This is a genomic window from Spirosoma luteolum, assembly GCF_054778875.1.
In genome coordinates this window covers 154,216-175,058 of record NZ_BAAGZE010000023.1, presented here as the reverse complement: position 1 = coordinate 175,058, position 20,843 = coordinate 154,216, and the positions used below count along the sequence as shown (strand labels likewise).

The following is a 20,843-nucleotide window of genomic DNA, read 5'->3' as shown; positions in this document are numbered from 1 at the left end:
AGATCGTGGGGCCGAATTTCTGTTTAGCCATGCGCCTATCGCTTTTTCTGCTGGCTCTGGCCGGCCTGTTGAGTTGCCGGCGCGAACCTACCGAAGCGCCCCTGTTCAGAACGCTCGACAGCACACAAACGGGTATTAGTTTCCGCAACGAGCTGCACGAAACCGATAGCCTGTCCATTCTCGATTATCTCTATTTCTACAACGGGGGGGGCGTAGCGGCCGGTGACCTGAACAACGATGGTCGATCTGACCTGTACTTTGTGTCGAACCAGGGGCCCAACAAACTATATCTCAACGAAGGTAAGATGCACTTCCGCGAGGTAACGGCCCGGGCCGGTGTGGCGGGCCGGGCTGGCTGGCAAACGGGCGTCACCTTCGCCGATGTCAACGGCGATGGCCGGCTCGATATCTACGTCTGTGCGGTAAGCGGCTTTCGGGGGCTCACCGGCACCAACGAACTTTATATCAACAACGGGCCCGGCCCCGACGGGGTACCGACGTTTACCGAACGCGCTGCCGACTACGGACTGGCGTTTGCCGGCTTCTCAACCCAGGCGGCTTTTTTCGACTACGACCACGACGGCGATCTCGACTGCTTTCTGCTCAACCACGCCGTGCATACCTCGCGCAGCTACGACCGCGTATCGACCCGATCGATCCGAAACCGCGAGTCGGGCGACTACCTGTTCCAGAATCAGCTGGTCGAAACGGGAAAGGCTACCTATACCGACGTCAGCGAATCGGCGGGCATTTTCGGGGCTGCTATGGGCTATGGACTGGGCATTGCCGTGGCCGATCTAAACGCCGATGGCTGGGAGGACCTGTACGTGTCGAACGATTTTCACGAAGACGACTACTACTACGTCAACGACCAGCACGGGCATTTTCGGGAACAGGGGCGGCAGGCGTTCGGGCACACGAGCCGGTTTTCGATGGGAAACGATGCCGCCGATATCAACAACGACGGTTACCCCGATCTGATCACGCTGGATATGTACCCGGCCGACGAAGCGGTAGAAAAATCGTCGCAGGGCGAGGATGCGCTCGACATTTACCGCTACAAGCTGACCTACGGGTATATGGATCAGTACAGCCGCAACTGCCTGCAGCTAAACTTATCGGGGCGTCGATTTATGGATGTCGGGTTGCTGGCTGGCGTAGCCGCCACCGACTGGAGCTGGTCGCCCCTGCTGGCCGACTATGACAACGACGGCATAAAAGACCTGTTTGTGGCCAATGGCATTGTTCGGCGCCCTAACAACCTCGACTACATCAAGTACATGTCGAGCGATTCGGTACAAAGCCGGATGAATACTACCTCGGCCGCCCTCAACGCTGCCGATATTGCCCATATGCCCAGCGGCAAGGTGCACAATTACCTGTATCGGGGTACCGGAGCGGGGCTCTTTACTGACAAGTCGCTGACCTGGGGTTTCGACGCACCCACGCTGTCGAGCGGGGCGGCCTATGCCGATCTGGATAGCGATGGCGACCTCGACCTGATCACCAACAACATTGGCGAGTCGGCTGGAATTTACCAAAATGACGCTACGACACTCTTTCCGGCCAACCGCTTTCTAACGGTAAAGCTGGCCGGGCAGTCGCCCAACACGTTTGGCGTGGGGGCCCGGGTCGTACTTTACAGCCACGACACGCTGCAGCTGCAACAGCTGATGCCCACGCGAGGCTTCGAATCGGCCGTGGAGCCGGTCCTGACGTTTGGCGTTGGGCATCACGCGACGGTCGATTCGGTTGTGGTGATCTGGCCCGATCAGCGGGTGGAGGTTCGGCGGGGCGTACCCACCAACCAGACCCTCACGCTACGGCAAACCGAGGCCCGGCAGCAGTCGTTTGTATTTCCCAGGCCTGCACCGGCACTCCTGTTCTCGGCCGTGGCCGATACGAGTTTGCTGCCGTTCACGCACCGCGAAAACACAGCGTATTACGATTTTACCCGCGAGTCGCTGATGCCGGCCAAGGTGTCGACCGAAGGACCGAAACTGGCTACGGGCGATGTCAACGGCGACGGGCTGGTAGATGTATACGTGGGCGGGGCGCGATGGCAGGCTGGCCAGCTGTTGCTGCAAACCCCGGCGGGCCGCTTTGTGCCGTCGCCCCAGCCCGCTATCGCTGCCGACTCCAGCGCCGAAGATGTGGGCGCGGTGCTGTTCGATGTCGATGGCGACCGCGACCTCGACCTGTATGTGGTGACGGGTGGAAACGAGTACTACGGCCGCGCGCCCGAACTGGCTGATCGGTTGTACCTGAACGATGGTCGGGGCCATTTCGCCCGCAAGGCCGATGCGCTGCCACCCATGTTCGATAACAAGAGCTGCGTGCGGCCCGTCGATCTGGACCACGACGGCGACCTGGATCTGTTCGTCGGCGGCCGGGTAGTGGGGTTCGCCTACGGACAAACGCCCAGTTCGTACCTGCTGATGAATGATGGCCGGGGCCGGTTTCGCGACGAAACCGACGCCCGCGCACCCGGCTTGCGGCAGGTGGGTATGGTAACTGACGCGCAATGGGCCGATATCAACCAGGATAACGAACCCGATCTGATCGTAGCTGGCGACTGGATGCCGGTGCGCATCTTTACAGGGCAGGGGGGTAAGCTCACCCAACTCGATAAGCCGTTTGGCGATACTCCCATGCAGGGGTTCTGGCAGTGCCTGACCGCAGCCGACTTCGACCACGACGGCGACATCGATCTGATGGCTGGTAATCTGGGGCTCAATACACGCCTGCGTCGCGAACCGGCCAATCGGCTTCACCTATGGGTCAAAGACATCGACAACAATAAAACGACCGAGCAGATTCTGGCCTACAGCGTGCTCGACCACTGGTATCCAACCGCCACCAAAGACGAACTGGGCAAGCAGATACCGGGCATTATCAACCGGCGCTACACAACCTATAGCGCCTACGCCGGGCAGACGATCGATCAGTTATTCTCGCAGGGTGAACTCACGGGTGCCATTGAACGCGATGTCGATCAGCTGGCATCGGTCTATTTAGAAAATAAAGGCGGTACGTTTACCGTGCACGTGTTACCGATGTCGGCCCAGGTATCTAAATTGTTTGCGTTACTGCCGGTCGATATCGACGGCGACGGGGATCTCGACGTGGTGGGTGGGGGTAACTTCTACGGTGCCAACATGTACCAGGGGCGGTACGATGCCAGCTACGGTCTGGTATTGCAAAACGATGGTCACGGCGGCTTCCAGGACCGATCGCCGGTCGATACGGGCTGGCTGCTGACGGGCGAAGTGCGCGACCTTGGTCTGGTACCCACCCCGCAAGGGCCCCTGTTCCTGATTAGTCGGAGCGGAGGGTCGGTTCAGCTCCGGCGCCTGACCGCGTCGCGGGACAAAGCGTTGTGAGCGAGATGTCTTATTTTTGTCCGATAATTTCCGTTAATTTTGTTAGTTGATAGACTAGCGCGTGTGTTGGTCTTATCCGTTGTAAACTACCGTACATCCATGACTAACCTGGTTCGTTCTGTAAGCCTGATCGTGTTGCTGGCCGTAGCAGCAATTGGCTGTAAGAAAGACGCTACTCCTGCCGAATACAACGCCAAAGCCGCTGATCCGGAGCGGTACAATGCCGCTCTCGACAAGCTGACCGAAGTGGTTATTCACGATATTTTTTCGCCCCCGGTAGCCAGCCGTATTTATGCTTACGCTAACCTGGCCGGCTATGAGGCCCTGGTTCCCTTCGATGCCAAGTATCAGTCGCTGGGCGGAAAACTGAAGCGGTTCGAAGCCGGGCCAAAACCCGAACCGGGCAAGGAGTATTGCTTTCCGCTGGCCAGTACGCGGGCCTTTCTGACCGTGGCGCGGGCGCTTACATTCTCGGTCGATTTTTACGATGACCTGGAAAAGACATTCTACGAGCAGTACAAAAAAGATGGCGTTCCCGACGAAGTCTTCGATCGGTCGATGGCGTACGGCGAACAGGTAGCCAAGCACGTGCTCGATTATGCGGCTAAAGACAACTACAAGCAAACGCGCGGCTTCAAGCATACCGTTACGAACGAAGATGGTACGTGGGTGCCCACGCCCCCGGCCTATATGGATGCGGCCGAACCACAGTGGAATAAGCTCCGGTGCTGGCTGATGGATACCTGCAGCCAGTTTATGCCACCCCGCCCGCTGCCGTTTAGCCTGGCGAAAGGCAGCCCCTACGAGCGCGAAGTGCAGGAAGTGTACACGATCGGGAAAAACCTGACCAAAGAACAGGAAGCCATTGCCTACTTCTGGGACGACAATGCGTTTGTAATGAACGTAGCCGGCCACGTGATGTTTGCTTCCAAAAAAATGACCCCCGGGGGGCATTGGCTGGCCATTGCCGAAAGCGTAGCGCGTCAGCAAAAGCTGAACATGATGAGAACCGTGGAAGCCTATGCCCTAACCTCCTTTGCCCTGACCGATGGCTTCATCTCGTGCTGGGACGAAAAATACCGTAGCAAAACAGTCCGGCCCGAAACAGTTATCAACAAGGTTATCGACCCCAAATGGACACCGTTCCTGCAAACGCCCCCGTTTCCTGAGTACCCGAGCGGGCACAGCGTGATTTCAACGGCAGCCGCTACCGTACTAACCAATCTGATTGGCGATAACATTGCCTTCACCGACTCGACGGAATTCAAGTATGGGCATGGCGTACGGTCGTTCAAATCGTTCCGGGCTGCTGCCGATGAGGCTTCGATCAGCCGGCTCTATGGCGGTATCCACTACCGGTCGGCGCTCGTCAACGGGCAGCTGGAAGGCGAAAAAGTAGGCAATTGGGTTGTGCAGAAAGTAGTCACGCGGCCCGGTACCGTAGCCACGCGCTAAACAGACACGAAACAGCGAAGCTGGTTTATGGTTATGCTGAGCAGCGAACCGTAAACCAGCTTTTATGCATTTAGTACCCCTACGCCTGCTCCTCTTTTGCTGCCTTGCTTCCTGCACACTGGTTCGCGCTCAGCAGACGTATTTCAATGTGCCCTCGTCCGATGTGGTCGAACGCGGCAAAATGGCCGTTCAGCAACAGCTTAACATCGCGGAGTCCATCCGGTCGAATACCACCGTCAACTACGGGCTTGGTCATGAGTTTGAAATCGGTCTGAACCTCAACAACCTGACCTACCAGCCCCATGCGGGCGGTTTTGCCCACAACGATTCTACCTACGAAGAGTCGTACAGCCCCCTGCTGATGGTCAATGCGCAAAAGGCCATCGACCTCAGCGAAACCATTGAGCTGGCAGCCGGCTTCCAGGCCGGCGCCAACCTGACGCCGGTTGCCCGAACACGGTTTGCCGGTTACGGCTACGCCCACGTTGCCGGCTCGCTGCTCGATGAACATTATAAATGGTCGGCGGGTGGCTATGCCGGTACGCTGCCTTACCTCGGCAGTGGCCCATCGGTTGGCTTCCAGACCGGCTTCGACGCCGGTATTTTTTACCAGAAATTCCATCTGCTAGGCGACTGGATTTCCGGCACGCACAGTCAGGGTCAGCTGACGCTGGGAATTGAGGTGTATCTGGCCAGACACGTACCGATTGCCCTCGGCTGGCAGCGCATGAATGCCGACGGGAGTCAGGCGCTGACGGTGCAGTTTACGTATACACCCAACTAATAGCCTGACTGATAGAACTGACAACGGTCTTCATGCGGACGAAGAAATCAGGAGCGGCTGAGACCGGCAGAAGTCGATTTGAACTGATCGTATTTTGCCGTAGAATAGTCCTATCTTGATAGGCATTTTACCGCATAACCTATGAAACATTTCTTTTGGCTGGCAGCGTCGCTGGCAACGAGCCTGTTGCTGGTCCCGGCTGGGTGGGCCCAGACCACGGCACCCGAATGGCAACTCGTGGGCCAGAACATCAATCCCGCCAATTACTACGGCATCACCGTAGCCAATGGCATGATCGGGCTGGTCTCATCGCCCGAGCCGATGAAAGTAAAAGATGTGGTACTCAATGGCGCTTTTGATACCTACGGCCGGGGACGGGTTTCCAATATTCTCAAGGTGTTCAACTTTGCCAACATGAACCTCGATGTCGACGGAATCCGCATTGGTCCGAAAGACATCAGCAACTATCGGCAAACGCTCGATATGCAAAAGGCGGCCCTGACCACAACCTTCGATTACAAGGATAAGGTTAGCGTTCGGCAGACCATGATGGCCCTGCGCCACCTGCCGTTTTCTGAACTAACCATGGTGGCCATTACGGCGAAGAAAGACTGTGAGATCATGCCGATGAGCGTGATCGAAACGCCGGAAAACCTGAAAGAAGTCAAGAATTTCTATTCCGAGATCGACCGGTCGCACGTTACGATCCGGCTGCTGAGTTCCGTTGCAAAGAGCCCGACTGGTCGGCATACCGTGGCCGCATCGACCAGCTTTATTTTTGAGGAACCCCACGGGCAGGAGCCCGACGTAATTCATGAAGACTGGGATTACAATATGCACCTGGCCAAGTTCCGGAAACGGCTCAAGGCTGGTCAGACGTATACGTTCAGTGTCGTCGGTTCGGTATCATCGACGGCCCATACGGCCGATCCTCAGAACGAAGCCGAACGGCTAACGCTTTTTGCTGCGCTGGAACGTACCGAGCGTTTGCTGATGCGTCACAATGCCGAGTGGGCTAAATTGTGGCAGAGCGACATTGTGATCGATGGCGATCCCGACGCACAGCGGGCTGTTCGGTCGGCGCTTTATCACCTCTACTCATTTGCACGCGAAGGCACAGCCTACAGTCTTTCGCCCATGGGCCTGTCGGGACTGGGCTACAATGGACATGTATTCTGGGATACGGAACTCTGGATGTATCCGGCTATTCTGGCGCTGAAACCCGCCATGGCCAGGTCGCTGCTTGAGTACCGTTTCGAGCGGATGGCGATGGCCCGTCAGAATGCCTTCAGCCATGGCTACGCGGGTGTGATGTTTCCGTGGGAGTCGGATGCCGACGGCCAGGAGGCCACACCGGTCTGGGCGCTTACGGGCCCTTTTCAGCACCACATTACGGGCTGCGTAGGCTGGGCTTTCTGGAAGTATTATCAGGTTACAAAAGATACCGAGTGGCTACGGACACGGGGCTACCCCATGCTCAAGGAAGTAGCCGATTTCTGGGCCAGCCGGGTTGAGCGGGAGGCTGGACTGGCGGGCCAGCCCGGCAAGTACCACATCAATAACGTGATTGGTGCCAACGAGTGGCAGGAAAATATCGATGACAACGCGTTTACGAACGGTATGGCCAAAACGTCGCTGCAATACGCCATACAGGCTGCCCAGACACTTGGTCTGACGCCCAACCCCGACTGGAAACAGGTAGCAGACAATATCCCGATCCTGAAATTTCCGGATGGTGTCACAAAGGAAAACCGCACCTACGATGGCGTACCCATCAAACAGGCCGACGTTAATCTGCTGGCATACCCGCTGCACATCGTTTCTGATGAAGCCGCTGTTCGGAGAGACCTCGCGTACTATGGGCCTCGCTACTCACCCGATGGCCCGGCAATGGGCTGGTCGGTGCTGGCTACGCTGAACGCACGCCTGGGCGATACTGAAAAGGCATACGAGTGGTTTACCCGCAGCTACAAGCCCAATGAAGTACCGCCCTTTGGCGTGCTGGCCGAAACGGCGGGCGGCACCAATCCCTATTTTGCTACCGGGGCCGGGGGGATGCTGCAGGCAGTCATGAATGGTTTCGGGGGACTCGAAATTACCGACCAGGGTATCACCCAGTTGAAGACCCGATTACCTAAAAAATGGAAATCACTGACCCTGAAAGGGATTGGCCCCGACCAGCGAACTATTGAGGTCCGCTAGCTGCTAGATCATGTTAAAACGAGAAAAGGGCCGTAGCCTGTCGTTCGACGGGCTACGGCCCTTTCCAGTGAAGAGGGGGTAGTCAGGTTGGTGGGGGTATGCTTACCACTGGGCTACCGGCAACTGGGCCGACTGCAGCTCCAGATCGACCTCTTTCGACTGGCTGGCCAGGCGGTTAAGGGCGATGTAGATGGTTTTGATGGCGCCTTCGATTCGTTTCCAGCCTTCTTCGCTCCGCAGGTCGATGCTGATCATGGTACGATCGTTCTGAGCCATAATGGTCAGGTAAGTCATAGCACCTAACACTACGGCCGAAATGGCCTGCGTGTCGGCACCTTTAACAAACGACAGCTGCTCAACCAGGCGGGTCATTTCTTCGTCCTGAGCGCGGGCCGTTGTTTCGGCAATCGTATCGTTTTCGATAACGCTCGCCTTCAGTACCTCACGGGCAGCTTTAAACGTCCGGAAATAACGGTATGTCTGAATGACCTGACGATACCAGATACGGGCAACGTCTGAATCATGCAGCGGGCGAATCTGGTCCAGAACGGCAGGATTGAATACCGGGAAGAGTTTACCCATCTTCACATAGTATTCCATCAGGCCTTCCATGCCGCCAAAATAGCGGTAGATCAGAACTTTGCTCACATTCGCTTTCTCGGCGACTCTGTTAACACCGACGCCTTCGAGGCCACGCTCAGCAATGACTTCTTCTAAGGCTTCGACAATACGTTGGGTCGTCTTGGCGCGGTTCCGTCTGACCTTCTCGTCCTTCTCCATATAACAAAAATGAATTAAAATTCAGAAGACTATAGTAGTCTGACGTAAATTAACCAAGACGGTCACATCCGACAGGTATAAGTAATGAACGTATCGGATTTTGGGCAAAGTATCACTGGTTTCGCCTATACGTTTATAACGACGGATGGGTGTTTACTTATACGTATCGCTCCCTGTTATTTGGACAGGAGCTGGAAGAAAAGCCCGCTCCTGTCCAAATAACAGGGAGCGGGTTTCTGGCCAATAGAATCGGCCCTCCGGGCTATGTATGGACTGATCAGCGGGGAGTAAACAAAAAAAGGCCATCCGGTGAAGGATGGCCTTTGCTGTTGCCCGAGAAGGATTCGAACCTCCACAAACAGAACCAAAATCTGTCGTCCTACCCTTAGACGATCGGGCAATTGCGAGTGCAAAGGTAAGGTAGTTTGCACAGGAAAAGCAAGCCCTTGTCAGAAAAAAAATTGGCTGAAAGGCCAAAAAAAGCGGTTCTGCCTGACAATCAGCAGTGAAAAATTTTACATGGCCCGGCTCGGTATAGCGGGTGCAATCTTCTTGATAAGACCCTGTAACACCTTACCCGGACCACATTCGATAAACTCCGTTGCGCCGTCGGCAACCATGCGTTCGACCGACTGGGTCCAGCGCACGGGGGCTGTCAGCTGAGCGATCAGGTTGGCCTTGATTTCGGCCGGATCGGTGTGGGGCAACGCGTCGACGTTCTGATATACGGGGCAGCGGGGCGTCTGAAACGGCATGTCGGCCACGGCTTGGGCAAATTCAGCGCGGGCCGGCTCCATAAAGGGTGAGTGGAAAGCGCCCCCAACGGGCAGCGTCAGTACCCGACGGGCCCCGGCGGCAGTGAGCTGCTCGCCGGCCAGCCGGATGCCTTCCATGCTCCCCGAAATCACGACCTGACCCGGACAGTTGTAGTTGGCCGGAATAATAACTTCGTCGGTGATGGCCGCACAGATGCGCTCGATCACCTCATCGGCGAGGTTCGTCACGGCAGCCATACCCGAGGGGGCCAGTTCGCAGGCACGCTGCATGGCCGTTGCCCGGATCGACGCCAGTTTCAGGCCGTTTTCGAAGGAGAGCGCCCCGGCGGCTGTCAGTGCCGAAAGTTCGCCCAGCGAATGGCCGGCTACCATCGATGCATCGAACCCGTCGGCCGAAAACGATTCGCTGGCGAGGGCCAGGGCAACGCTGTGCAGAAAAATGGCCGGCTGGGTATAGATGGTTTGCTTGAGTTCCTGTTCAGACCCTTCGAACATGATCTGGGTAAGGTTGTAGCCCAGAATATCGTTGGCCTGATCGAACAGCTGGCGGATGGTGGCCGACGCTGCGTACAGCTCTTTGCCCATGCCGGGCGACTGAGATCCCTGTCCGGGAAAAACGTATGCTTTCATAACTACACAAGGCCCGGCCTGCTGGCGGGCGGGTTAAACGTGGCATTGCCCGGAGGCAATTGATACTGCAAAGGAAAGGGCCTTTTTGTCGCCGTTCAAGATTTGCAGGTGCAGGCCGGGGTAGAGCAGGGTAAGCCAGAGCAGACTGGCGCCAACTTTTGCAGGTTGGTAAAGGACAAAATATTCGGCACTAAACACAAACAAAAAAAATGAACGCCCCGTTAGAAAATCGGTTTGTAAGTCAGCCGATTAGGGCTGGCTTTCCAGACAAATACTTGCCTAAAACAGTGTATGTGGTTGTTTGCATGGGGTTTGTGAAGTAGCTTTGGTGCGCCGAAAAAAGCGGCTTTTTAACCTTATTTTCCCACTAAATTTTCGTGTCGTTTTCTATATGGTTTGGATAACGCAAACACTATCCAGCTCCCTCGGTCGCAAGGTTATCATGTCACTGACGGGGCTCTTTTTAAGTACCTTTCTGATCGTTCACATGGCTGGCAATTTGCAGCTGTTCAAGGGCGATGGCGGACGGGCTTTCAACGAGTACACGTACTTCATGACCCACAATCCGCTGATCATTACGGTTTCGTACCTGCTCTACACGTCGATTCTGGTGCACGCACTGATGGCCTGGATTCTGACCCGGCATAACCGTGACTCGCGGCCAGTGGCCTATGCTTATTCGAAGCCGGAAGCCAATAGCGACTGGTCGTCGCGCAACATGGGCATCCTGGGTACCATTCTGCTGCTGTTCATTATCATTCACATGCGGACGTTCTGGTACGAAATGCACTTTGGTTCGGTACCCATGGCTGAATATGACGGTAAGCAGTACAAAGACCTGTATGCCGTTGTACGGGAGGCTTTCAGCCAATGGTGGTACGTACTGCTGTACGTACTGTGCATGGTAGCTATCGGCTTTCACCTGGCCCACGGTTTCCAGAGCGGTTTCCAGACGCTGGGAATTCGCCACAAGAAATATACCCCGGCCATTCAGGCAATCGGCAAGTACTTCTTTGCGATTATTATCCCGCTGGCCTTCGCAGCCATGCCGGTGTACGTGTTTTTACAGGTTCATGGGATTATTTAACGGGTGACTGGGCGAATGAGTGAGGCTGTACGCGTCTATTGGTCAGGCCAGTCACTCATCCACTCCTTCATCAATTCACAATTGGTTTATGAAACTGGAGTCTAAAATACCGGAAGGGCCGTTGGCCGAAAAGTGGTCTCGGCAGAAGTTTGGCTTGAAACTGGTGAACCCAGCCAACAAGCGTAAGTACGAAATCATTGTTGTCGGTACCGGGCTGGCGGGTGCGTCGGCGGCTGCGTCGCTGGCCGAACTGGGCTACAACGTGAAGGCGTTCTGTTTTCAGGATAGCCCACGCCGGGCGCACTCCATTGCGGCCCAGGGCGGTATCAATGCAGCCAAGAACTATCAGAACGACGGCGACAGCGTGTTCCGTCTGTTCTACGACACAATCAAAGGTGGTGACTACCGGGCCCGCGAAGGCAACGTGTATCGTCTGGCCGAAGTAAGTGTCAATATCATTGACCAGTGTGTGGCGCAGGGGGTTCCTTTCGCCCGGGAGTACGGCGGACTGCTGGCCAACCGTTCGTTCGGGGGCGCGCAGGTGTCGCGTACGTTCTACGCCCGTGGTCAGACGGGGCAGCAGTTGCTACTGGGAGCTTACTCGGCCCTGAGCCGGCAGGTAGCCAACGGTAAGGTGAAACTGTACACCCGTACCGAAATGCTCGATCTGGTGGTCGAAGGCGGCAAGACGCGCGGTATCGTAACCCGCAACCTGATCACCGGTAAAATCGAGTCGCATTCGGCCCACGCCGTGTTGCTCTGCACCGGTGGATACGGCAACGTATTCTACCTCTCGACCAATGCCATGGGGTCGAACGTGACGGCTGCCTGGCGGGCGCACAAGAAAGGAGCCCTGTTTGCCAACCCCTGCTTCACGCAGATTCACCCCACCTGTATTCCGGTATCGGGCCATTACCAGTCGAAGCTGACGTTGATGTCGGAGTCGCTGCGGAATGATGGCCGGGTGTGGGTACCCAAAACGAAAGAAGATTCGATGCGGATCCGGGAAGGCAAGATCAAGCCGACCGATTTGCCCGAAGATGCCCGCGATTACTTCCTGGAGCGCCGTTACCCCTCGTTCGGTAACCTGGTACCCCGCGACGTAGCCTCCCGCAATGCCAAGTATGTGTGCGACGAGGGCCGTGGCGTAAGTAAAACCGGTCTGGCTGTTTACCTCGACTTTGCCGACGCGATCAAACGCGATGGCCGCAAGACGATCGAAGCCAAATACGGTAACCTGTTCGAGATGTACGAAAAAATCACCGGAGAGAACCCGTACGAACTCCCGATGATGATTTATCCGGCTGTACACTATACCATGGGTGGTTTGTGGGTTGACTACAACCTGATGACGACCATTCCGGGTTGTTACGCGCTGGGCGAAGCCAACTTCTCCGACCACGGTGCCAACCGCCTGGGTGCATCGGCCCTGATGCAGGGTCTGGCCGATGGTTACTTCGTGATTCCCTACACGGTAGGTGATTACCTCGCCACGATTGGCCCCGCCGACAAGATTTCGGTCGACGCACCGGCTTTCAAAGAAGCCGAAGCCAAGGTACATGAGATGGTTGAGAAGCTGCTGTCGATCAAAGGCGACCGGCCGGTCGATGATTTCCACCGCGAACTGGGCCACATCATGTGGGACTACTGTGGGATGTCGCGCAGCGCCGAAGGCCTGAAACTGGCCAAGCAGAAAATCCAGCAGTTGAAGAAAGACTTCTGGTCGCACGTAAAAGTGCTGGGTGATTCGGAAGAAATCAACCAGGCGCTTGAGCAGGCATCACGGGTAGCCGACTTTATCGAACTGGGTGAGCTGATGGTCGACGATGCCCTGAACCGGGAAGAGTCGTGCGGTGGCCACTTCCGGGAAGAGCACCAGACCGAAGACGGCGAAGCGCTGCGCGATGACGCTAACTTTGCTTACGTGGCAGCCTGGGAATACCAGGGCGAAAACCAGCCCGAAGTGCTCAACAAAGAAGTGCTTGAGTTCGAAAACGTGAAGCTGACGCAACGGAGTTATAAATAAGTGATGGGTTTTCAGTATTCGGTTTACGGTGATAGTCTCGGTTGAGTCCACCACCTGTAAACTGAATACCGAAAACCATAAACCCATCAGAAGATGAAAATCAATCTCAAAGTCTGGAGACAGAAAAATAATAATACCCCCGGCAAACTGGTCGATTATCACCTAGACAACGTATCAGAAGATATGTCGTTTCTGGAGATGTTCGATGTGCTGAACGACTCGCTGACCCGTAAGGGCGAGGAGCCGGTTGCTTTCGACCACGACTGCCGCGAAGGGATCTGCGGCATGTGCTCGATGTACATCAATGGCCGGGCCCACGGGCCGCAGACGGGTGCTACCACCTGTCAACTGCACATGCGCTCGTTCAGCGATGGCGACACCATTGTGGTTGAGCCCTGGCGTGCCCGGGCGTTTCCGGTGGTGAAAGACCTGATGGTCGATCGGGCCGCCTTCGACCGGATCATCCAGTCGGGTGGTTACGTATCGGTCAACACGGGTTCGGCCCGGGATGCCAACGAAATCCTGATCCCCCGCACTATTGCCGATGAAGCGATGGACGCGGCTGCCTGCATTGGCTGTGGCGCCTGTGTGGCCGCCTGCAAGAATGCGTCGGCCATGCTGTTCGTATCGGCCAAGGTATCGCAGCTCGCCATTCTGCCACAGGGGCAGGCTGAGCACCGCGAGCGGGCTGAGCGCATGGTGGCACAGATGGATTCGGAAGGCTTTGGTGCCTGTTCGTTTACGGGTGCCTGCTCGGTAGAGTGTCCGAAATCGATCTCTCTCGATCACATTGCCCGAATGAACCGCGAATACCTCGGCGCAAAGCTGACTTCTGATAACGTGCAGGGGTAGGCACAGCCTGATCGAATTACTGCGGGCGGGTCATAGACAACTTCTGTCTGTGACCCGCTTTCGCGTTTTCCCCCGGTAGTATGGCCTGGGGTCATTAAGAAAACCGTCACTGCGAAAACCGGGGAAAGCAGGCGGATGAACCGAGAAGGGAGAAAATCTGTCGTACTGCCCTACAGTAAAGAAAATTGACGATACAGCCGTTTGGCTGTAAACTGCGGCACAAATAACTATTCCGCTTTATCTGTGATACCTCTTCTCGGTCGGTTGAGTACGCTGTTGCTGGCTGTCCTTCTTTTTGCCGCGCCCGCGCGTCCACAGTCGGTGTCGATTACCGTGAGTAACGCGTTGTCGTGCGACCAGCAAACGGCCCGTCTGACCGCTGCCAGTACGTGCAGCGGAATCGTGACTTACCGGTTTAGCGGTCCCAATGGGTTCACGGCTGTCAACACGTCTGGTCTGGTGAGCGCTACCGTAAACGGAGCCTATAGCGTTACGGCCACCGGCGATGGCGGCTGTGTGGCTACGGGTACCGCTGCTGTTGGCAGCACGCTCCCCCCCGACTACCTGCCACTGGTGGACCTGTTCAATGCGACCAATGGACCGGGCTGGCTCAATAAAACCGGCTGGCTGACCAACTGCGATCCATGCAGTGGCTGGTTTGGCGTGGGCTGCACCAATAACCGCGTCACGTCGCTGAGCTTCGCCACGTATTTTCCGGGCAACGGACTGTCGGGCCAACTGCCGGCCAGTATAGGGCAGCTGTCGGCCCTGCAAACGCTCAATCTGTCGTACAACCAGACACTCTCTGGACCACTCCCCGCCAGCCTGACGCAACTCAGCAATCTGCAAACCCTGAATCTGTCGTACAATCGGTTTTCAGGAACCGCTTTCGATCAGTTGACAGGCATACCCAGTTTACAGGTCATCAACCTGGCTTACAATAGTTTCTCGGGTAGCCTGCCCGAAGCAATCAGTAACCTGACGAATCTAAAAGAATTATATGCTGGAGCCAACAAACTAACGGGTTCGATTCCGGCCAGTCTGGGTAACCTGACCAATCTGGTGCAACTTGATGTAAGCCTGAATAAGTTGACGGGCCCGATTCCAGCCAGTCTGGGTATGCTTACAAAACTCAACTGGCTGTATCTGTCCAACAACTTGCTGGCAGGTGGCATTCCGGCAGAACTGGGTAATCTGACTCAGCTGCGCACATTGTATCTGGGCAACAACGGCCTGACGGGTGCCATTCCGGTCAGCCTTGGTAATCTGATCAATGTTGAGTTGCTGGGTGTCGACAATAACCAGCTGTCTGGTACGATTCCGAACAGTCTGGCCGCACTGACTAAACTGAGGAGTCTGTACCTGCAAAATAACCAGCTGACCGGTACGCTACCCGATTACCTGGGGTCGTTCCCGGCACTGAGCGAATTCAGAGCCGAGAACAACCAGCTGACAGGCTCAATACCGGCTGGGCTGGGTGGTCTGCCCCAACTACGCTATGTCACGCTGCAGAACAATCGACTGGAGGGCTGCATTCCGGCGTCGCTGACGTCTTTATGCGCTGGCTACGTGAACATCGACAACAATCCTGGTTTACCAGCCTGGACTGACTTCTGTGCCAATGGTGCCAATGGTCAGGTGTCGGTCAGGAACGGGAACTGGCAGGATGCGGGTACCTGGGCCTGCGGACGCGTACCAACGGTGCGTGATTTCGTTACGCTGAAACACACGGTAACTGTACCGGCCGGCCCCGGGCAGCAGGCACGACAAATACGGTATACTGCCACCGGGAGTCTGCAATATGAAACAGGTGGTTCGATCCGATTAGGTCAGTAGTCTGGCTGGAAACCAACGAAAAAGCCGACCCGCAGGGGTCGGCTTTTTTTGCGTTAGGCGCTGGCGCCTTCTTTCAGGCGCTCGGCGTTTTCGGCGATGCGGAGCTGTTCGATAAACTCGCCAATATCACCATCCATCACCGAGGGCAGGTTATAAACCGTGAGCCCGATCCGGTGATCCGTCACGCGGCTCTGGGGGTAGTTGTAAGTCCGGATTTTGTCGGACCGGTCGCCACTGCCGACCATTGTCTTGCGTTGCGAGGCAATAGCATCGTTGTGCTTCTGCAGTTCAATCTCGTAAAGCCGCGAACGCAGTACAGTCAGTGCTTTGTCGAAGTTCTTGAGCTGCGACCGTTCATCTTGGCACTGCACAACCAGCCCGGTAGGGATGTGGGTAAGCCGCACGGCCGAATAAGTCGTGTTTACGGACTGACCACCGGCTCCCGACGAACAGAAGGTATCTTTCCGGATATCGTTCATGTTGATCTCCACATCGACTTCTTCGGCTTCGGGCAGTACGGCTACGCTGGCAGCCGATGTGTGAATACGCCCCTGCGTTTCGGTGGCGGGCACCCGCTGCACGCGGTGTACGCCCGATTCGAATTTCAGCTTACCGTATACGTCGTCGCCCTCGACTTCGGTAATGATCTCTTTGTAGCCGCCCGATGTGCCTTCGGTGTAGTCGACGAGCGACATGCGCCAGCCCATTTTTTCGCAGAACCGCTGGTACATCCGGAACAGGTCGCCGGCAAAAATAGCGGCTTCGTCGCCCCCGGTACCGCCCCGGATTTCGAGAATAACGTTTTTGCTGTCGTTGGGATCTTTCGGGATGAGCATCTCCTTGAGCAAATCTTCCAGCGGTTCGCGCCGGGGCAGCAGCTCGTCGAGTTCGGCTTTGGCCATTTCCCGGAAATCATCGTCTTTTTCGGTGGCGATAATTTGCTTGGCGTTGTCGATTTCTTCGAGCAACTGTTTATAGGCCTGGTACTGAACCACGATTTTTTCGAGGTCTTTATATTCTTTGCTCAGCTTCATAAACCGTTTCTGGTCCGAAACGACTTCGGGCTGAACGATTTGCTGGGCTACTTCGTCGAAGCGTTCGCGAATGGCTTCTAACTGGTCAAGCATAATCTATGGGGCTTGCCCGGTAGCAGGGTAGCCGGGCGCGTGAGTAACGAATGAAAAGACAAAAGTACGAAAATCCCGGCAGTTGGAGATTGGGCGGTCTGTTTGCAACCAAGCAGCTCAACCGGATGTTGAGAGGGCAATTGTGTGATCGGATTACCATGAACTACATAAATGCCTTCCGGACTGGCCTGCTGCCGGTATTCCTGACCGTTTCACTGGCTGCCTGCACGCCCGAACGGGTGAAATACACGCCCGAACTCAAACAGCAGATGGCCGACATGAAATTGAAACGCATTACCAATGCCGATCTGGTCGAAACGGTCGATCAGTTGGGCGGAAAGGTAGTGGCCGTTATTCAGAAAGAATTGATCGACAGCCTCGGCAGCACTACCGACGCGGCCCGGCGCAGCGAGCAATGTATGTTGCAGAACCTGCCCCGCACCCGGGCCATCAGCCAGCGGTATGGGGTCGATATCCGGCTGCTGAGCGGGGCCGATGTGCAGAACAAGGCGCTGGCCCCCAAGGAGCGCGAAGTACTCGATGCCTACCTCTACAATGCCGAGCAGAAATTGCCTCAGATCGCCAACATTCAGAAAATAAACGACACGCTTTACATCTATAATGCCGCTGTGCCAACCGAGAGCGTGATTTGCAGGACCTGTTTCGGGCAACAGAAAACGCCCCTGGCGGTATGGCGGCTGGCGTTTACCAAGCGCGAAGTTGTTCGGCGGATGAGCGCGTCGGTGAAAAAGAAAAAAGAGGCCTAACGGACTACAGCCGGGGCTGCCGCGGTGGCGTTGGCCCAGGCAATAAGCTGCTGCGCGGTCTGCACCGGATCATCACCGGTCAGGGGCAGCGGATGCACCGTGGCCTGGTCGCGCTGCGACAGGCCGTGCAAATAGGCTTTATCGTAATAGTCAAGTGTCAGGTCGGCCACCGTAGCATAGTCCTGCCGGGTTAGCGCGTCGAGGGCCTCCTGCGTGACCTTGCCCCCCAGGCGCCGGCGTATGCGTTCGGTGGCTTCAACAAGCAGCTCATGGTCGATACCCGTGTATTCGCGCACCAGCCGCTCCACCCGCACCGGTTTAGGTACATCGACGAAGGCAACGGGCGCAGCCCGCATCTGCAACCAGAGCGGCATCGGAATGAAACACGACCCTACACTCCGGCTTTCATCTTCGAGCCAGATTCGCCGGGTTGGGTCGCATTGACGCCAGTGGGCGTAGAGCTGGTTTTCAAACTGCTCGGTCGACGGTTGGGGTTGCTGGCCGATGGCGCCGTACGATGAGCCTTTATGGTGGGCCAGCTGCTCGAGGTCGATAATCTGCTCGCCCTGCCGGGCCAGTTCATGCAGGATATCGGTCTTGCCGCTGCCCGTTTTGCCACCCAGTATAAGCAGCGTACGGGGTTCCGCAAATGCCGCCAGCACGGCGTTGCGGTACGCTTTATAGCCACCCACCAGCGTACGGGCGGTGATACCCGCGGTGTTGAGGAGCCAGGCGAATGAACCACTGCGCATTCCCCCACGCCAGCAGTGTACCAGTACTTCCTTCTGCCTGGGGTTCAGCTTTTTCGAGGCCTTGACAAAATCGGCCAGTTTGGGGCCAACCAGGCTAAGGCCCAGTAGCACAGCCGCGTCTTTTCCGGCGTTTTTGTACTTGGTTCCTACCTGAGCGCGTTCGTCGTTATCGAACAGCGGGATATTGACGGCCCCCGGCAGATGGGCGTGGTTGTATTCGCCGGGCGAGCGCACGTCGATAACGGGCAGGTGCTGTGCCAGTTGCAGAAACTCGTCGATGGGTAGCTGTTGCATGTCACACCATAAACCACAATCAGGGTCGATGGTTCCCGGTTTTTAGGGAAGGCCACGCGCCCGAACGAAGCGATTTATGTAGCGCGATCAGCGACTGATTACCAGTTAGAAATAGCCTGATCAACAACACGGCGAACCGCTGCCGAAGGCGTTCAGGCCAGTTCGCGCCGGTAGAGCTGAATGGTGTTCTCCAGCCCGAAATACAGGGCATCGCTGATCAGGGCATGGCCAATCGATACTTCATCGAGCCCTGGCACCTGTTGGTTGAAATACCGCAGGTTCTCCAGGCTCAGGTCGTGGCCGGCATTGAGGCCCAGCCCCAGTTCGTGCGCCCGCTGAGCCGCCCGCACGAAGGGGGCCACGGCGGCTGCCCGGTCGATTGGGTAGTGTGTGGCGTAGGGCTCGGTATAGAGCTCGATACGGTCGGCACCGATATCGCTGGCTCCCTCGACCATCTGTTCGTCGGCATCGACAAAAATCGACACCCGAACGCCGTCGGCTTTAAACAGGTCGATCAGGTGCCGCAGGTGATCGGCGTGGCGGATGGTGTCCCAGCCAGCGTTGGACGTGATGGCATCGGGCGCGTCGGGAACAAGCGTAACCTGCGCCGGTCTGACACGCCTGACGAGTTCGATGAACCGCTCATCGGGGTTGCCTTCGATGTTGAATTCGGTGGTCAGTACCGGGCTCAGATCGAGCACGTCCTGGTAGCGGATATGCCGCTCGTCGGGGCGGGGGTGCACTGTAATGCCTTGCGCGCCGAAGCGTTCGCAGTCGAGTGCTACCTTAACCAGATCCGGGTTGTTGCCACCCCGTGCGTTACGGATGGTGGCTATCTTGTTGATATTGACGGAGAGACGGGTCATCGTTTCGATTGAGTGAATGAGTGATTGGGTGAATGCGTGAATAGGCCCCGCTGGTTTTGTAACTTTGCGGTAATAATGAAGGTTCAGAACGAGCGTACGTAATTCCTCGATGCGTTAACCGCTCCTTCACTAATTCACACATTCACTCAATTCGACATGTCGCTCAAACAACAAATCGACGCCGATATCAAACAGGCCATGCTGGCCAAAGATCAGGATAAACTCCGCGCACTGCGGGCTGTGAAATCGATGATCCTGCTCGAAGAAACCAAAGAAGGGGCCACGGGCGAACTTAAAACCGAAGACGAAACCCGCATTCTGACTAAGGCGGTGAAGCAACGGAAAGACTCGGCCGATATCTACCGGCAGCAGAACCGCCCCGACCTGCTGGCTACCGAAGAAACCGAAATCGCCATCATCGAGCAGTACCTGCCCAAGCAGCTGACCGAGGCCGAACTGACCGAGAAACTGCAGGCCATTATTGCCCGGGTTGGCGCATCGGCTCCGTCCGACATGGGTAAGGTAATGGGTGTTGCTACCAAAGAACTGGCCGGACAGGCCGACGGGAAAGCCATCTCGGCAGCCGTCAAGCAACTGCTCAACTAAGAAACGAACGGGCAAACGAGCGCATAACCAGTGACTCGTTTGCCCGTTCGTCCGTTTACTCCGCTTTGGCGGCTGGCTTTCACTCTCTATTGTTTTGACAACCCTCGACCTGATAATGCTGATTCCCCTGGCGTGGGGGGTGTTCAACGGGTACCGCAAGGGGCTGCTGGTTGAAGTCGTGGCCATCATCGCCTTTGTCGTGGCAATGATTGTCGGCTTTAAGTTTCTGTCGTTTGGCATCGAACTGCTGAGTCCCTACATCAGCCGCGAGCTGGCCCGGCGGCTACTGCCGTGGCTGGGCTTTTCGGTTATTTTCTTCCCCACCGTTTATATGGTCAACCAGATCGGCTTTGCGCTCCGGCGTTCCATGAAATATTCGGTGCTGGGCACCTTCGATAGTGTGGCCGGCGCCACGGTAGGGCTCTTTACGTGGGTCTTTGGAATTAGTGTGATCCTTTGGCTGTTAAGCTACATGGGCGTAAAAATGCCCCCGCGTCAGATCGAGGGCGCCCTGCTCTACCCGTACGTTCGGCCCATTGCGCCGGCCGTCATGAAAAAGGCCGCCGTTTGGGTTCCCAAACAGGTCGAAGCTGGGAAAAAGTGGCAGGCAGACAAGTAAT

Annotated in this window: 16 protein-coding genes and 1 tRNA gene; 11 read left to right on the top strand and 6 right to left on the bottom strand. The window is 56.4% G+C overall.

Features of this window, described 5'->3' with window-relative positions; all coding sequences use genetic code 11:
* Positions 1-29 precede the first annotated feature (29 nt).
* The 4 genes from ACYVAC_RS21040 (at position 30) to ACYVAC_RS21025 (ending at position 7,824) form a co-directional block, all read left to right on the top strand.
* Positions 30-3,383: a VCBS repeat-containing protein gene (locus ACYVAC_RS21040; RefSeq protein ID WP_461099783.1), complete on the top strand. Its 3,354-nt coding sequence runs from the start codon at positions 30-32 to the stop codon at positions 3,381-3,383.
* A 99-nt stretch (positions 3,384-3,482) separates the two neighbouring features.
* Positions 3,483-4,838, top strand: a complete 1,356-nt coding sequence (locus ACYVAC_RS21035; RefSeq protein WP_461099782.1) for a vanadium-dependent haloperoxidase — start codon at positions 3,483-3,485, stop codon at positions 4,836-4,838.
* Positions 4,839-4,902: 64 nt separating this feature from the next.
* A complete protein-coding gene (locus tag ACYVAC_RS21030; RefSeq protein ID WP_461099781.1) occupies positions 4,903-5,622 on the top strand; it encodes a hypothetical protein in 720 nt (239 codons plus the stop codon).
* Between the two features lie 141 nt (positions 5,623-5,763).
* The gene (locus ACYVAC_RS21025; RefSeq protein ID WP_461099780.1) at positions 5,764-7,824 is read left to right on the top strand and encodes a glycoside hydrolase family 65 protein; all 2,061 of its coding nucleotides are present in this window, start codon (positions 5,764-5,766) and stop codon (positions 7,822-7,824) included.
* Between the two features lie 102 nt (positions 7,825-7,926).
* Here ACYVAC_RS21025 and ACYVAC_RS21020 read toward each other — a convergent pair whose 3' ends face one another.
* From ACYVAC_RS21020 to fabD, 3 genes are all read right to left on the bottom strand, one after another.
* Positions 7,927-8,604, bottom strand: a complete 678-nt coding sequence (locus ACYVAC_RS21020; RefSeq protein WP_461099779.1) for a TetR/AcrR family transcriptional regulator — start codon at positions 8,602-8,604, stop codon at positions 7,927-7,929.
* 329 nt (positions 8,605-8,933) lie between these two features.
* Positions 8,934-9,004 (bottom strand) — tRNA-Gln (locus tag ACYVAC_RS21015).
* A 115-nt stretch (positions 9,005-9,119) separates the two neighbouring features.
* Complete coding sequence (gene fabD / locus ACYVAC_RS21010) at positions 9,120-10,010, bottom strand: ACP S-malonyltransferase (protein ID WP_461099777.1); 891 nt, start codon at positions 10,008-10,010, stop codon at positions 9,120-9,122.
* A gap of 391 nt (positions 10,011-10,401) precedes the next feature.
* Between fabD and ACYVAC_RS21005 the strand changes: the two genes are divergently transcribed.
* From ACYVAC_RS21005 to ACYVAC_RS20990, 4 genes are all read left to right on the top strand, one after another.
* On the top strand, positions 10,402-11,097 hold the full coding sequence (locus ACYVAC_RS21005) for a succinate dehydrogenase cytochrome b subunit (RefSeq protein WP_461099776.1): 696 nt from the start codon (positions 10,402-10,404) through the stop codon (positions 11,095-11,097).
* A gap of 88 nt (positions 11,098-11,185) precedes the next feature.
* Positions 11,186-13,123, top strand: coding sequence for a fumarate reductase/succinate dehydrogenase flavoprotein subunit (locus ACYVAC_RS21000; protein WP_461099775.1), 1,938 nt, complete (start codon positions 11,186-11,188; stop codon positions 13,121-13,123).
* Between the two features lie 93 nt (positions 13,124-13,216).
* Entirely contained in the window at positions 13,217-13,975 is a 759-nt protein-coding gene (locus ACYVAC_RS20995; protein WP_461099774.1) for a succinate dehydrogenase/fumarate reductase iron-sulfur subunit, read from the top strand.
* Between the two features lie 243 nt (positions 13,976-14,218).
* Positions 14,219-15,811: a leucine-rich repeat domain-containing protein gene (locus ACYVAC_RS20990; protein WP_461099773.1), complete on the top strand. Its 1,593-nt coding sequence runs from the start codon at positions 14,219-14,221 to the stop codon at positions 15,809-15,811.
* 53 nt (positions 15,812-15,864) lie between these two features.
* On the opposite strand, the gene prfA is transcribed toward ACYVAC_RS20990, so the two are convergent.
* Positions 15,865-16,938 carry a peptide chain release factor 1 gene (prfA, locus tag ACYVAC_RS20985; RefSeq protein ID WP_461099772.1) on the bottom strand — a complete coding sequence of 358 codons (1,074 nt, stop codon included), beginning with the start codon at positions 16,936-16,938 and terminating at the stop codon, positions 15,865-15,867.
* 158 nt (positions 16,939-17,096) lie between these two features.
* Here prfA and ACYVAC_RS20980 point away from each other — a divergent pair, with 158 nt between their 5' ends.
* Complete coding sequence (locus ACYVAC_RS20980) at positions 17,097-17,705, top strand: hypothetical protein (RefSeq protein WP_461099771.1); 609 nt, start codon at positions 17,097-17,099, stop codon at positions 17,703-17,705.
* On the opposite strand, the gene mnmH is transcribed toward ACYVAC_RS20980, so the two are convergent.
* Complete coding sequence (mnmH, locus tag ACYVAC_RS20975; protein WP_461099770.1) at positions 17,702-18,751, bottom strand: tRNA 2-selenouridine(34) synthase MnmH; 1,050 nt, start codon at positions 18,749-18,751, stop codon at positions 17,702-17,704. The two genes, ACYVAC_RS20980 and mnmH, sit on opposite strands and share 4 nt — an antisense overlap.
* 152 nt (positions 18,752-18,903) lie before the next feature.
* Positions 18,904-19,617 carry a pyridoxine 5'-phosphate synthase gene (locus ACYVAC_RS20970; protein ID WP_461099769.1) on the bottom strand — a complete coding sequence of 238 codons (714 nt, stop codon included), beginning with the start codon at positions 19,615-19,617 and terminating at the stop codon, positions 18,904-18,906.
* Positions 19,618-19,773: 156 nt separating this feature from the next.
* Here ACYVAC_RS20970 and ACYVAC_RS20965 point away from each other — a divergent pair, with 156 nt between their 5' ends.
* Together ACYVAC_RS20965 and ACYVAC_RS20960 are read left to right on the top strand one after the other, a co-directional pair.
* Positions 19,774-20,223 carry a GatB/YqeY domain-containing protein gene (locus tag ACYVAC_RS20965; RefSeq protein WP_461099768.1) on the top strand — a complete coding sequence of 150 codons (450 nt, stop codon included), beginning with the start codon at positions 19,774-19,776 and terminating at the stop codon, positions 20,221-20,223.
* 115 nt (positions 20,224-20,338) lie between these two features.
* Complete coding sequence (locus ACYVAC_RS20960) at positions 20,339-20,842, top strand: CvpA family protein (protein ID WP_461100179.1); 504 nt, start codon at positions 20,339-20,341, stop codon at positions 20,840-20,842.
* Position 20,843 lies beyond the last annotated feature (1 nt).